This is a genomic window from Citricoccus sp. K5 (assembly GCF_902506195.1).
GTDB lineage: Bacteria > Actinomycetota > Actinomycetes > Actinomycetales > Micrococcaceae > Citricoccus.
Map to the genome: position 1 here is coordinate 2,785,731 of NZ_LR732817.1, position 13,458 is coordinate 2,799,188.

The 13,458-nt window shown below is 68.3% G+C and carries 14 protein-coding genes; 4 read left to right on the forward strand and 10 right to left on the reverse strand.

Annotated features, from left to right (window positions below):
- The first annotated feature begins 192 nt into the window (after positions 1 to 192).
- The gene (locus BOSE125_RS12500; protein WP_159552999.1) at positions 193 to 1,065 is read left to right on the forward strand and encodes a methylenetetrahydrofolate reductase; all 873 of its coding nucleotides are present in this window, start codon (positions 193 to 195) and stop codon (positions 1,063 to 1,065) included.
- Positions 1,066 to 1,143: 78 nt separating this feature from the next.
- On the opposite strand, the gene BOSE125_RS12505 is transcribed toward BOSE125_RS12500, so the two are convergent.
- Positions 1,144 to 1,734, reverse strand: a complete 591-nt coding sequence (locus BOSE125_RS12505) for a dihydrofolate reductase family protein (protein ID WP_159553001.1) — start codon at positions 1,732 to 1,734, stop codon at positions 1,144 to 1,146.
- A gap of 98 nt (positions 1,735 to 1,832) precedes the next feature.
- Here BOSE125_RS12505 and BOSE125_RS12510 point away from each other — a divergent pair, with 98 nt between their 5' ends.
- On the forward strand, positions 1,833 to 2,348 hold the full coding sequence (locus BOSE125_RS12510; protein ID WP_159553003.1) for a septum formation family protein: 516 nt from the start codon (positions 1,833 to 1,835) through the stop codon (positions 2,346 to 2,348).
- A 69-nt stretch (positions 2,349 to 2,417) separates the two neighbouring features.
- On the opposite strand, the gene BOSE125_RS12515 is transcribed toward BOSE125_RS12510, so the two are convergent.
- Positions 2,418 to 3,071, reverse strand: coding sequence for a hypothetical protein (locus BOSE125_RS12515; RefSeq protein WP_159553005.1), 654 nt, complete (start codon positions 3,069 to 3,071; stop codon positions 2,418 to 2,420).
- A 138-nt stretch (positions 3,072 to 3,209) separates the two neighbouring features.
- On the opposite strand from BOSE125_RS12515, the gene BOSE125_RS12520 reads away from it, so the two are divergent.
- A complete protein-coding gene (locus tag BOSE125_RS12520; RefSeq protein ID WP_159553007.1) occupies positions 3,210 to 3,851 on the forward strand; it encodes a TetR/AcrR family transcriptional regulator in 642 nt (213 codons plus the stop codon).
- 5 nt (positions 3,852 to 3,856) lie between these two features.
- On the opposite strand, the gene BOSE125_RS12525 is transcribed toward BOSE125_RS12520, so the two are convergent.
- The 8 genes from BOSE125_RS12525 to BOSE125_RS12560 all read right to left on the reverse strand — a co-directional run bounded on the left by BOSE125_RS12525 (position 3,857) and on the right by BOSE125_RS12560 (position 12,768).
- Entirely contained in the window at positions 3,857 to 5,476 is a 1,620-nt protein-coding gene (locus BOSE125_RS12525) for an AtzH-like domain-containing protein (protein WP_159553009.1), read from the reverse strand.
- A complete protein-coding gene (locus BOSE125_RS12530) occupies positions 5,473 to 6,615 on the reverse strand; it encodes an acetamidase/formamidase family protein (protein ID WP_236557978.1) in 1,143 nt (380 codons plus the stop codon). The genes BOSE125_RS12525 and BOSE125_RS12530 overlap by 4 nt, the downstream gene beginning before the upstream one ends.
- Positions 6,612 to 7,424, reverse strand: coding sequence for a YoaK family protein (locus tag BOSE125_RS12535; protein WP_159553011.1), 813 nt, complete (start codon positions 7,422 to 7,424; stop codon positions 6,612 to 6,614). The genes BOSE125_RS12530 and BOSE125_RS12535 overlap by 4 nt, the downstream gene beginning before the upstream one ends.
- Positions 7,421 to 8,266, reverse strand: coding sequence for an ABC transporter ATP-binding protein (locus tag BOSE125_RS12540; protein WP_159553013.1), 846 nt, complete (start codon positions 8,264 to 8,266; stop codon positions 7,421 to 7,423). Before BOSE125_RS12540 ends, BOSE125_RS12535 begins: the two co-directional genes overlap by 4 nt.
- Before the next feature lies 1 nt (position 8,267).
- Positions 8,268 to 9,200 (reverse strand): ABC transporter permease, encoded by a 933-nt coding sequence (locus tag BOSE125_RS12545; protein WP_159553015.1) that lies wholly within the window; start codon positions 9,198 to 9,200, stop codon positions 8,268 to 8,270.
- Between the two features lie 58 nt (positions 9,201 to 9,258).
- Positions 9,259 to 10,227, reverse strand: coding sequence for an ABC transporter substrate-binding protein (locus BOSE125_RS12550; RefSeq protein WP_159553017.1), 969 nt, complete (start codon positions 10,225 to 10,227; stop codon positions 9,259 to 9,261).
- 36 nt (positions 10,228 to 10,263) lie between these two features.
- Positions 10,264 to 11,028 (reverse strand): GntR family transcriptional regulator, encoded by a 765-nt coding sequence (locus BOSE125_RS12555; protein ID WP_159553019.1) that lies wholly within the window; start codon positions 11,026 to 11,028, stop codon positions 10,264 to 10,266.
- 312 nt (positions 11,029 to 11,340) lie between these two features.
- A complete protein-coding gene (locus tag BOSE125_RS12560; protein ID WP_159553021.1) occupies positions 11,341 to 12,768 on the reverse strand; it encodes an aminomethyl transferase family protein in 1,428 nt (475 codons plus the stop codon).
- 155 nt (positions 12,769 to 12,923) lie between these two features.
- Here BOSE125_RS12560 and BOSE125_RS12565 point away from each other — a divergent pair, with 155 nt between their 5' ends.
- Positions 12,924 to 13,406, forward strand: a complete 483-nt coding sequence (locus BOSE125_RS12565) for an acyl-CoA thioesterase (protein WP_159553023.1) — start codon at positions 12,924 to 12,926, stop codon at positions 13,404 to 13,406.
- Positions 13,407 to 13,458: the final 52 nt, after the last annotated feature.

A 13,458-nucleotide genomic window follows, 5' to 3' on the forward strand; every position in this document is an offset into this window, starting at 1 on the left:
CTGACCGAACCTTCTCAACCACCACCCCTATACCTATGGAGATAGTTATATTAGGCTCGGTTGCGTCAGCGTGACCGGGACCACAGCGGAACCGGTCACGCGGCACCAAGCCAGCCCGGCCGACGTCGGGCCCGTCCTCCCGGAGCAACCGGACCGCACGGGCCACGGCCCCCGAACATCCGAAGGATCCGCATGAGCTCCCCGAACCCCACCCCCACCGCCTCCGGCCGCCCCTCCGTCATCACCGATCCGTCCCTGGAGATGACCGGCAAGGACAAGGACATCGATGCGCTGCGCGAGGCCGCCCCGCTGATCCCGGCCGGCACCCGCATCAACGTGACGTTCCTGGGCAACGAGGACCTCGGCATGCGCGTCAAGGCCTCCTCCGCCGCCAAGGAGCTGGGCTACGTCCCGGTTCCGCACATCTCGGCCCGCCGCCTGACCTCCGAGGCCGAGCTGGTGGAGTTCCTCACCGCGCTGCGGGACCAGGTCGGCGCCACCCATGCCTTCGCCGTCGGCGGCGACCCCTCGGAGCCAATGGGCCCCTACGGCGCCTCGGTGGACCTGATCACCTCCGGCCTGCTCAAGGAGTACGGCTTCACGGACATCTCGATCGCGGGTTACCCGGAGGGTCACCCGGACATCTCCGACGCCCAGCTCTGGGACGCCCTTGAGAGCAAGTACGCCTCCCTGCAGGAGCAGGGCCTCAACGGCACCATCCTCACCCAGTTCGGCTTCGACGTGGACCCGGTGTTCGCCTGGATCAAGGAGGTCCGCCGCCGCGGCATCGACCTGCCGATCCGCATCGGCGTCCCCGGCCCGGCCGGCATCAAGCGCCTGCTGACCTACGCCTCCCGCTTCGGCGTCGCCACCTCCGCGGGCATCGCCAAGAAGTACGGCTTCTCCATCACCAACCTGCTCGGCACCGCCGGCCCGGACAAGATGATCGGGGACCTCGACGCTGGCCTGACCCCGGCCGAGGGTGACGTCAAGCTGCACTTCTACACCTTCGGCGGAACGAAGACGACCGCCGAGTGGATCAAGGACTACCAGGCCAAGCACTGACACCGAATCAGTCTTGTGCGGGCAGAGATCACGAGTGATCCCTGCCCGCACGGCGACGGCGGGGCACCTCCGGACGGATCAGTCGGGGTGATGCAGGCTCGGGCGGTAGACGAGCTCCTGGATGCGGCCGTCCAAGGTCCGCGCCTCAAGCAGCTCGAGGTCGAGATCGCCAGCCCCGGCGAACACCGGCGCCGTCCCCGACTCGGCCGTCAGCACGGGGTAGACGGTGACCTGCAGCCGATCCACCAGACCGGCGGCCAGCAGCGTCCAATTCAGGGACAAGCTGCCGTGCGAACGCAGCGGCACCTCGGACTCCTCCTTGAGCCGGGCGACCGCCGCCGCCCCGTCCTCGGGCACGAGGGTGGCCTGGGGCCAGTCCAGCGGCTCGGTCAAGGTCGAGGAGATGACGTACGCGGGGCAGTTGACCATGCGCGTGACCCAGGCGTCACGGACATCGCCCTGCGGGCCGGCGGCCGAAAGCATCCCGACGAACTCCCGGAACGTCGTGGCGCCGAAGACCATCCGCTGTTCCGGACCGAACGAGGCGAGCCGGTGCTCCAGCAACTCGGGGCCCTGCTTCCCCCAGTATCCACCCCAGTCCCCGGGCGGGCCGTAGGAGCCGTAGCCGTCCAGGCTGGCGAAGATGTCCCACGTGTAGGTGGCGGTCATGTTGGTCTCCTGCGCAGTGCGGGTGGGTTCAAGATTCCGCCGGCGGACCGCCCTGGCACAAGGGACCGCGGACGGCAAGTTGCTCCTAGAGTGGCCCTATGCGCGCCGCCTTCCCTTCCTCCGCCCGGCTGGCCCTGATCACGACGGCGGCGCTCACCCTCCTGTTGGCCGTCACCGGATGCGGCGGGCCTGGGGACAATGAGGAGGTGGTTGGCACCTCCACGCCGACGCCGGCGATCAGCGCCTCGGCGACGAGCATCTTCCAGCTCTCCCCCGGCCAGTGCTTCGACCGCCCCGCTGCCGAGGGGCTGTATGAGGTGGCGGTGGTGCCGTGCGAGGTGTCCCACGATCTGGAGATGTACGCGCTGTTCCAGTTGGACGAGCCGTCCTGGCCGGGCGGTGACCGGGTGCACGAACTGGCCGATGCCGGGTGCCGGGAGCAGTTCGCGGTCTTCACCGGCTCGCAGGCTGCGGACTCCGATCTCGGCTACACCATGTACACCCCGTCCGAGGGGTCCTGGTCCGAGGGTGACCGCCAGGTGCAGTGCGCCCTGCAGCTCAACAGCGGCGGCCGGATGATCGGATCTCAGATGGCCGGCCCGGCTGCCGGTTAGGGACACGGCGGCCGCCGGTTTGACGCAGCGCCCGCGCGGCCGGTCAAGGGTAGGTAGGGCCCGTGCGCCTCAGCCTGCCGCACCGTCCAAATACCATCGATATCTCAACCGCAGGGCGCGCTCGGTACTGCCCGCCACGGCTCCGACCCCGAGGGTGATCGTGAGCCACAGCGGCAGATGCACCGGCGAGACGAAGGCCCCGATGCTCTCGGCCACGGGCGGAATGGCGGTCAGTTGCTCAGCCAGCTCCAGCAGGACCAGGACAACCCCGATGCCGATCAGGATCAGGGAGATCACGCCGATCCAGCGGCTCCACTCCGGATGCGAACTATCGAAGCGCGCGCGGCGTCCCTCGGCGGAACGGGGATCCGGGACCAACTGGCGGGCGGTTCCGTCCTCGGTGACATAGTGGCAACGCTTGAGCCCGAAGGCGCTCGTGGCCACCTCGATGACTCCACCGGGCACGGGGAACACGGCGGGTGTCTTGGACTGGGCCTGGAGCCGGCCGTCGAGGTAGAGGCGGGCCATGACCTCGCCGGTCTTCGCATCCCCGAGATAGCCGACGCTCACGGCACAGTCCACCGGCCGGCCGTCCTCGCCGGTGATCCGCAGGTGCATGAGGCCGCGGCTCAGTAATTGCCACCAGCGAAAGCGCTGCAGGGGACGCCCGTCGCCCGGTTTCACGCGCTTGGTCAGGCGATCCCTCCGCCAGTCCTGGAACATGCCTTGCCCTCCTCCGGTGCCGGGCCGGCGTCGTGACGATGACGATCCCGCGTCCCCTGCACCACGTTTGTAGCACAGCGTGTTAGTCCTGCGCTGAAACCGTAACACAGCGTGTTGGATGAGTGCGAGAATAGGCCGATGGCATCGAAGAACGCAGCAGACATCGGCACCCGCGGGAGGATCATCATCGCGGCCGCGGAAATGGTCTCCGAGGACCCGCGTGCCCGGCTGAGCGTGCGCGCCGTGGCCGCGCGGGCCGGCATCAGCACCGGCTCGCTCCGCTACCACTTCCCTACCCAGCGTGAACTCCAGGTCACGGTCATGCAGACCATCTACCAGGTGGTGGCGCCGGACGACCAGATCAAGGATCGCTCGCAACCGGCCCGGGACCGCCTGGTCGGATGCTTGCGGAACATCCTGGCACCAGCCGGCGTCGGGCAGGAGGCCCGGGATGGCTGGGCCACCGTCTTCCGCACGTTCATCGCTCCGGAGCCGACCGACGAATCCGATGCGGCCTACCAGGCCCTCTGGCGGGAGGCGCAGCGCCGCGTCGAGTACTGGCTCTCCGTCCTGACCGAGGAGGGCGTCCTCCCGGCCGGCGACCACTCGGACCACGCCCGCTTCCTCATGACGGTGGTGAATGGGCTCTCGATCGAGCGCGCCCTGCCGGCGGACGCCTCCCGCCTGGCCCAGGAGACCGCCACGCTGTACCTGGCTGTGGACGGGGTGCTCACCTCACCCCGATCCACCACGACCACCGACGGCGAGTCAGCGTCCTGAGGGACTCACGGACGCCCTCCCGGTGACGGCAGTCCCTCCAGAGGCCGAGCCGCAGGTGGACCGACGCCGCATTCCCGGTGGATCTCTTCACCCAGGTCCACCAGCGCCAGATCCGTATCCTGCGGGCCGACCAGACACAACCCGACTGGCCCCTCGTCCGTCTCCAGAGCCGGCACGGACAGGGCCGGCCGCGCCAGGATGCCGGCCACGCAGGTCATAGTCAGGGTGGCGGTGCGCACCCTCTGGATCATGGCGTCCGGCGCCTCCACGGGCGGTGCCGCTGACGCAGCCGATGGAAGCAGGAGGACACGCCCTCCCAGCACCTCCTCCCACCGTGCACGTGCCGCGTGCAGGATGCGCCGGGCGGCCGCCTGCTGCTCCGCATCGACCCGTTGGGCATCCGCGAATCGGTCAGCGACGTCTCCCGTGACCAGTCCCGGGTGTTCGGTGATCCACCGGCCGTGGCTCTCCCATGCCTCCGCGGCCTGGACCAGCCGGAAGGCGTCGTAGTACGAGCCTGGGAAGGCTTCGGACGCCGCGCCGCCCTCGAGGGAGATGACCGTCACGGAGCGGTCGAGTCGGGACACGGCCAGGTCGAAGGCCGCGACCACGGCGTCCTCAGCTTGCTCCACCAGATCCCGATCGATCACCAGTTCGGCCGCAGCGGCCCCGAGGGACCGTCTCCCCCGGCCGGGCAGGGAGACGGCAGCGGCATCACGCAAGGTGGCGCCGTCTCGCGTCAGCCATCCGACGGTGTCGAAGCTCGGGGCCAGTGGCAAGGTGCCTGCCATGGGCACAGCGCCATGCGTGGTGCGCAATCCCCACAGCCCCTGGTAGGAGGCCGGAACCCTGATCGATCCCGCTGTATCGCTGGCCAATCCGATGTCGGCTTGACCCAGCGCCACGGCAGTGGCCGGGCCGCTGGAGGATCCTCCGGAGATGGCCCCCCTGCGCGCCGGGTTTGGTGGGGTGCCGTAGTGGGCGTTACGGCCGGCGATGGAATAGGCGAACTGGTCCGTCTGGGCAATACCGAGCACAGACGCGCCATGGTCCAGCAGGGAGGCGACGGCGGCGGCATGCTTGCGCTCGATGCCGGCCGTCTCGAGATACCCCGGCACCCCGGCACCGATCCGGTACCCCGCCACCGCGAACAGGTCCTTGACGGCCACGGTCCGTCCGTCCAGGGGGCCCTCGGAGAGTGGCGCCGCCAACGGCGTCCCGAGGTCCCTCCACACCGACCTGTCGATGGCCGCCACCGGGCCGGTGACATGGGCGGCCGTGATCTGCCAGCCGCGTTCAGCGTCCCGGGTCCACAACTGGGTCTGCACTCCACGTCCACCGGATGCGGTGATGCTCTCGCCCACCGTCAGCCAACAGTCGTCCGAGATCCGCCTCGTCTGCACACCCACCATCCGGCGGGACTCAGTTCCCCCTCGCCCGCGGCGGAACTGCCTGATCCGATCCGCGCCCACCATCAGCCCCGCACTGTCGGCACGAAGGGTGGTCTCGTCGTCCGCGAAGAGAACGTCCAGGGATTCGAGGTCATCGGCCATGAGCGCCTCCTCGTACTGCCAGAAGCGGTCCACCAGTGCCATGGGCGCCGCCGCCAGTTCGTCGCCGGTCATCGAGGCCTCCTGTTCTGGGGAAAGTCACTGCGTCGAATCCGGGCATGGACGCCCTTGACCACGTCCACCACCTGGGACACGTTGAAGTCTGTGGCCGCCGAGAGATAGGCATAGGCGAGATGTGGCTCCATGCCGTAGCGGGCTTGGAGGAGGGTGATGGCCGAGCGGACGCAGTCACGAACGGCTGCGTCCAGGTCCTCATCGAGCCCCGTGGGGACGAGGAATTCAGTGGTCTCGGCAAGGGGATTCACCAACGCTCCGAACTGTTCCACCGCCTTCCCCTGGTCGACCACGTCGAAACGGACCGTGACCCGCAGTGATGCCTCCATGGCGGTCAGTGCGACCTCGCCGTCCCCCTGGGCGAAGTGCGGGTCGCCCAGGTAGGCCAGGGCGCCGGAGACCTGGACCGGCAGATGGAGTGTGGATCCGGCCGTGAGCAGGTTGATGTCCAGGTTCCCCCCGTGCCGGCCCGGAGGGACCGAGTGGGGACGGACGCCTCCCCGCACCGCCACACCCATCGTGCCCAGGAATGGGTGCAGGGGAAACCGGGCCTGTTGGGCGGTGTGCGAACCCAGTGGAATGGCGCCGAATGCCCTGCCCGTCTCATCGGCCACAGCTTCGGCGAAGACAGAGACGGAATCCTGGCCTAGGGGGTACTCCCCGGCGAGGGCGCCACGTCCATGCCGGCTGGAGATGACGCCATAGGGAACCCGAAGCAGGGTCTCCAGCACGGTGATGGACAGCAGGTCCCCGGGTTCAGCACCGCGAACGCAGATCGGTCCTGTGACCACATGGGGCCCGTCCGCACCGGGGTCACGGGATCTGTCCGTGCCGGCCAGGGCGATGCCGTCCGTGAGCACGAGATCGGGGTCAACACCGTGACCGGCGAAGAACCGCACGGGGTCACGGCCCTGATCCTCCAGGACTCCCTCATGGCTGATCGTGTCCACCGTCACCTCCGTACCCGGATCCACAGTCAACACCGGCTTGTCGAACTCACAGGGCAGCCGTCCCCAGAGGACGTTGCCGGCCGTGGCGGGCAGGTACTCCCGCGCCGTGATCGGCCCGGAGCCGGGCTGGAGCGCCCGTGCGGGGATCGCCACCCCGTCCGGACGAGGAGAGGTGTGCATGAGGGTCATCGGATTCCTTCCGGGACGGGCAGGGCGAGGGTTTCCGCAGTCTGGGCGGCCTCCCCCTCGGGGAACTCGGCCGACGCCGTGGCGGCACCGGCTCCGGTCATCGACGCCGGGCCGTCCCCCGGCCGGGGAATCAGGCGGAGGGCGGCGACCCAGACCACGGTGATGGTCACCACGAGGGACAGGCCGATCCCGGCGGCGAGGTGCAGGAGGGTCAGTCCGGCACCGACGAGTGCCCCGAGTCCGATCATCCCGATGGCGGTCACCCGCCGGAACCACAGCTGACCGTCCTGCCGGCCCAGCCGGGAATCGGCGGCGAGCCCCGTCAGAGTGGAGGTCACCACCACCGTGGACAGGTCCTTGACCCCGACGTGCCGGGCCGCGGCGGCCTGGAGTCCCATCGCCATCGCCAGGACACCGGTGATGGCGGTGATCAGTCCGGTCCCCGGCCCCTGAACCGCCAGCAGGCTCCCGGCACAGGCCGCCAGGAGGACCGCTGTGGTTCCGAGAATCCAGCAGACCGGCGCGCTCCATCCCGTGGCGGCCCGGCGGAGCACACGCCCTCCGACCACCGCCCCCAGGACGAATCCTGTCAGGGCGACCCCGAGGCCCAGTGTGGGCTGGGTGGTCTGTGACACCAGGGACATGCCGATCAACACCACGTTGCCGGTCATGTTGCCCGTGAAGACCCCGTCGAGCCCGATGATCCCGACGGCGTCCACGATGCCCGTGGAGAAGGTGAGGGCCAGCAACAACGCCAATCCCAGCCGTCCGTCCGCCGGTGGCGTGCTCGTTCGTGCGGCCGGGCTCATGCCACGGTCGTCTCGTGCACCAAGGCGGAGATGTCCCGCTCCAGCTGGTTGAACGCGGCTCCGGTGACGTCCCGTTCCGGACCGAGCCGGATCGGGACGATGTCCCGGATGTGACCCGGACTGCCATGGGCGAGGCCACCGGCCATGACGACCACCCGGTCGGCAAGGTAGACCGCCTCCTGGATGCTGTGGGTGATGAACAGGATCGTGGTGCCCACGCGCTGGCGGATCCCGACGAGCTCGTTCTGCAGTTGCTCGCGAGTCAAGGCGTCCAGGGCGCCGAAGGGTTCATCCATGAGGAGCACCCGGGGCCGATTCGCCAGGACGCGGGCGATGGCCACACGTTGCTGCATGCCTCCGGAGAGCTGATGCGGGTAGGAGGAGCCCATCCGGCCCAGGCCCACCAGGTCAAGGTATTCCGCCGTCCGCTGGCGGATCTCCGTTCTGGGCAGGCGCCGCTGCTTGAGGCCGAAGGCCACGTTCTCGGCCACAGTGAGCCACGGGAACAGCCCATAGTCCTGGAAGACCACGGCATGCTCCGGACTGGGCGCGGTGACGGGAACCTGGTCCACGTGAATGGATCCCTCGGTGATGTCCTCGAATCCGGCAACCATCCGCAGGACTGTGCTCTTGCCACAGCCACTGGCACCCACGATGGCGATCAGTTCACCGGGCTCGACCGTCAGATCCACCCCGCGCATGGCGTAGTGCTGGTGGTCGTAGCTCTTGCCGAGGCCACTGATCTCGATGGCCCCACGCCGGGCCCCTCCCCCGGATGCAGGTTCCGAGGAGGGTCCGGCGGACGCCGCGGTGCTGGACTGAACAGTCAGGGTGGTGGTCATCTCAGGAACCTGCCTTGGAGTCTTGGAGGATGGGACGGCCCCGGAACACTGCCTTCACGGCGAGGACCAGGGCCCGGTCGGTGAGGAAGCCGAGCAGGCCGATGATTACCATGCCGGCGACGATGAGGTCCGTCTTGGCCACCACACGGGCTTCCGAGATCATGGCTCCCAGGCCCACGGTGATTCCGGTCATCTCACCGACCACCAGCAGTGCCCACGCCAGGCCCATGGCCACCCTCAGGCCGGAGACGATCCCCGGCATGGCGGCCGGCAGCACGACCTTGTAGAGGCGCTGCCATGACGGAGCGCCGAGCATGGCAGCGGCCTCGTTCAACCGTTCGGGCACCTGCATGACGGCCGTGACGGTGTTCATCAGGATGGGGAAGAAGGCGGCGAGGAAGACCAGGAAGATCGCCGAGCGGTCTCCGATCCCGATCATCAGCAGCGTCAGCGGCGCCCAGGCCGTCACGGGGATGGGCCTCACTACATTGATGGTCGGCTCCAGGAGCGCGGTCAGGAGACGGGACCGTCCCATGAGCAGGCCGAGGGGGATGGCGACGGCGGCCGCCAGGGCGAATCCGGAGATCGCCCGCACCAGGCTGGCCCAGGCGTTGGCCCAGAGTTGCCCGGAGAAGGGGTCGTTGATGATCCCGCCCACGGCGAGATCCCCCAGGCGCACGGCGACATCGGCTGGTCGGGGCAACTGCTCGAGTCGGATATCGAACGGCAGGACCCATCCTGCCTCGACGCCCAGGGTCCAGAGCCCCAGGACGACCAGGGGCACCGGCCAGGAGAGCAGCAGGCCGGGACGCCGCCTGGCGCGCCTCGCTCCGGGCCGCCGCCCGGGCAGGCTGCTGACCTGCGCGCCGAGTTCGGTCGGCGGGGCCGGGTCCTGAGTGCCGGGTCTGGGCGTGGTGGCCACGTCTGTCGTCATGTCTGTTCTCCCTAGGGGTCGGTCGAGAGTTGTTGTTGGCCAGGCGTGCCGGTGCCGGCTACTCGCCGGAGACGAACTCCGTGGTCAGCACGTCATCGATGGCCGGGGCTTCGTCGATGGCCCCCAGGGAGACCATCTGCTCCCCGAGAGCTTCGACCTGGCTGACGTAGTCGGTGCTGAGGTCAGAGCGCAGCCAGATGTTCTGTGCGGCCTGCTCGAGGACGGCCTGGTCGAAGGAGAACTGCTCCTGCACGCCGGCGATCCAGGCGTCCTCGTCCTCCCGGAGCGCCTCGGTGGCCTGCGCATGGATGTCCACCACTGTCTGCACCAGTTCCGGATCCTCGTCCACCAGGGACCCGGACGCGGCCAAGCCAATGTTGACCATCCCGATCTCGGTCTCGTAGATGGATGCGACCCGGGCGGCACCGTCCAGCAGAGAGATCGAGGCGTTCACCTCAGCTCCGGCGTAGGCATCGATATCGCCGCGGGCGAGGGCGTCGGACATGTCCGCGTAGCCCAGGGAGACCAGTTCGACCTCCGAGTCGGGATCGATCCCGGCCGCTTCCAGTGTCAGCCGCAAGGCGATCTCCTGCGAGGACCCGGGGACGTGGGCGATCCTCGCCCCCTTCAGGTCCTCCACCGAGGCCATCCCGGCAACGCCGATCAGTCCGCTGCCGCCATCGGCACCGCTGGCCACCAGCGTGACATCCTGCCCCTGGGACACCCCCGAAATCACGGTGGGGACACCCATGAGGGCGAAGTCGACGTCCCCCGTGGCCAGGGCATTGAGTTCGTCCGTGGAGTTGGCCATGGGCACCACCTCGAAGGTGATGCCCTCCGCGTCTCCGAATTCCTCATAGAGATAAGCGGCGTAGAGGTGCGGCTGGCGCTGCGTGGCCACGGTGACCACGGTGGAACCGTCCTCTGCGGCAGCGGCGTCTGAGGTCGGCTCGCCGGTGCATGCGGTCAGGGTCAGGGCCGCAATCGCGGTGATTCCGGTGGCGGCGAGGAGGCGGTGATGGAGCACGGTGGTTGTCCTATCTGAGGGGGTGGAGGGGAATCGTCAGCGGACCGGAGGCAGCCGGCCGGCACCCGCGGACTGGTAGTCGCGGGCGAGTTGGAAGGCGGCGAACGTCTCGGCGGCTCGCTTCACGGCGGCCTGGCGAGACTGTTCGATGTGGGCACGCAGTTCCTGCATGGCCCCGGCATGGACCCCGTCCAGCACGGAGTCCAGGATGCGGAGGTGCTGCTGTGCGGCCTCGTCCGTGCGTTCTGCCGTGAGGTAGCCGAAGACGCGAATGCCGCGGATCCTGTCGCAGACCGTCTGCAGTGACTCGGCCAGGACGGGTTCTCCCGCGTTGCGCAACAACGTCAGGTGGAATCTCTCGTCGAGCGCGGCCAGCCGGACGGCATCGGGATGGTGGCCGGCCCGCAATGCGGACCATTCTTCACGCAGGGACAGCAGTTCGGTGGTGTCCCGGTTACCCGTCAGTCCCTCGATGCTGCGCGAGAGTCCGCGCATCTCCAGGGTCATGCGTAGTTCGTAGAGCCCTTCAACGGTCCTGAGGTCCGGCATGGAGAGGGACAGGCCGTCACTCCGCCGCTCGAGGACCTGTTCGGCCGTCAGTCGGGTCACGGCCTCACGGACGGGTGTCCTGGAGACACCGAAGCGTTGGCTCAGACCGTTCTCCGTCAGCTTCTCCCACGGGGCGATCAGGCCGGATCGGATGTCCTCCCGGAGGTGAAGGTAGACATTGGAACCCGAGGTCACCCCACGAAACGGGGTATCCACCGGTGTATACACGCTGCCATCCATGGTCGTATCCATGCGATTCACCCTAGAAATCCCAGGTTTCGCAGAATCGAGGCAGTCGTTTCGTCGCCGTGTCGGTTTTGTCAGCGGTGTTGCCGTGCCGTGTCCGGAAGCTCACCTTCGCGCTGGGACCGGTGGCCGGCAGTGAGAACCGGCGACTGCCGCGGCGGTCCGCACCACGGTCCGCCGGCCGTCAGGCACGCCAAAAACGGCGGCGTCCCACCTGTGAGAGGTGGGACGCCGCCGTTGTTCTGAGGGCTCTGCGGGCGGTCCCCACCGGTGGGGACCGCCCGCAGAGCGGGGATATGGCCGTTCAGGCTGGGAGCATCAGCCCTGGTAGCCGGTGCGCCAGCCGCCCTGGTAGGACTCGCGGGCCACGGCGGAGAACGGAACCGGGGAGACCGTGGCGGAGACCTCGGTCTGGACGTGCGGTTCGACGGTGGTCTTCTTGGTGCCGCCGTCCGGCTCGCCCCAGATGACCTTCAACTCGGCGCCCTCGGGGACGTCCGCGTTGATGGTGGCCAAGGAGAGGGCGCGCTTCTCGTTGGCGGAGTAGCCGGTGAACATGGACACGCCGACCACGTTGCCGTCAGCGTCCACCACGGCGTCGTAGTTCGAGGAGCCGTAGTTGGCCAGCGGCAGGTCGAAGTACTTGAAGGGGGTGCCCTCCGTGTCATACAGCGAGGACTGGATGCGCTTGATGTCCTCCGGATCCCAGGCCAGGGTGACCTTCTTGCGCTGGGCGGCCGGGTCGATCTCCTCGAGGGCCTCGCGGCCGATGAAGTCGTGGTCGAACTTCACGAAGTTGCCGTAGCCCAGCTCCCACGGGTTGAGGTAGTAGTCCTCGATGTTGTCGGAGACGTAGGAACCGGCCACGGCGTTGTTGGCCTCGTAGGAATCGGCGCCCAGCCACTGGCGGTATTCGGCCATCATGCCGTCGCCGGTGTAGATCGCCGGCAGCGGAGACGGGATCCAGCCGGACTCCAGGGTGTTGGAGGGGTACGCACGCGAACCGACCGCGAGCATGCCGAACTCGGCACCTGCCTCCAGGATGACGTCGCGGATGCGGTCGTAGTCGGCGTAGGGGCCCCAGATCTCCAGGCCCGGAGCGCCGGACATGCCGTGGCGCAGGGTCCGGACCTGAGTGCCGTCGATGTTCATCCAGGACATGTTGAAGAAGCCCAGCTGCTCCAGCGAGCCGCCGTGCAGCTTCTCGATGATCTCCCAGGCACGCGGGCCCTGGATCTGGAAGCGGTAGTACTCGCGGTGCACCGGCTTGCCCATGGGGCGGGACGGGGAGCGGCGATCCTCGACGATCTCGAGGTTCTTGTAGTCACCGCGCTGGGCCTGGAAGAGCATCCAGTTGGTGACGGGGGCGCGGCCCACGTACACGTACTCCTCCTCTTCCTGGCGGAACAGGATGCCGTCACCGATGACGTGGCCGGCCGGGGTGGTGGGCACGTACTGCTTGGCCTTGTTCACGGGGAACTTGGCCACGGAGTTGATGGCGGTGTCCGAGATCAGCTTGATGGCGTCCGGGCCGCGCAGGATCAGGTTGTCCATGTGGTGCGACTGATCGAACAGCACGGCGGACTCACGCCAGGCGCGCTGCTCCGAGCGCCAGTTGGAGAACTCCGGGGCTACGACGGGATAGATGTAGGCGCCGATCTGGGAATTGCGCAGGTGGTCAACCACGTTGCCGGACGCGTCCAGCACGTCCTGCAGGGACTTGGTGTTTGCAACGGTTTCGGTCATCGAAACGGTCCTTTCTGGGGTTACTGCCGGGGCGACCGCGCGGACGGGGGTGATCCGCACCACACGAGGTTCACTCCAGACAATATACCTATGACGATAGGTATGTCGAGACCCTTCTTCCGACGCGATCAATGCGCTCGGGCTACGCTCGGAGCATGAGCGAAGAACCGACCGACCGCACCGCCGCCCTGCCCACGATCGGCCTGGACGGCCCGATCGACCCGGCCACGGACGGTGTCAGCTTCCACACCCGCAAGTGGGTCAAGCCCGAGGACCTCAACGCCAACGGCACCCTCTTCGGCGGCTCGCTCCTGCGCTGGATCGACGAGCAGGCCGCGATCTACGCCATCATCCAGCTCGGCAACCACCGCAGCGTGACGAAGCTGATCTCCGAGATCAACTTCGTCTCCTCGGCCGAGCAGGGGGACATGATCGAGATGGGCCTGAAGGCCACGCACTTCGGCCGCACCTCCCTGACCATGCGCGCCGAGGTCCGCAACATGATCACCCGCCAGGTCATCCTCACCATCGAGAAGATCGTCTTCGTCTCCCTCGGCCCGGACGGCAAGCCCGTCCCGCACGGCTACACGGACATCACCTACCACCGGGACCGCCTGCCGGTGCAGAACCGCAGCTGATGCCGCACAGGACACCGACGCCCGGCGCCGGCCGCGGCCTGCGTAGCATGGC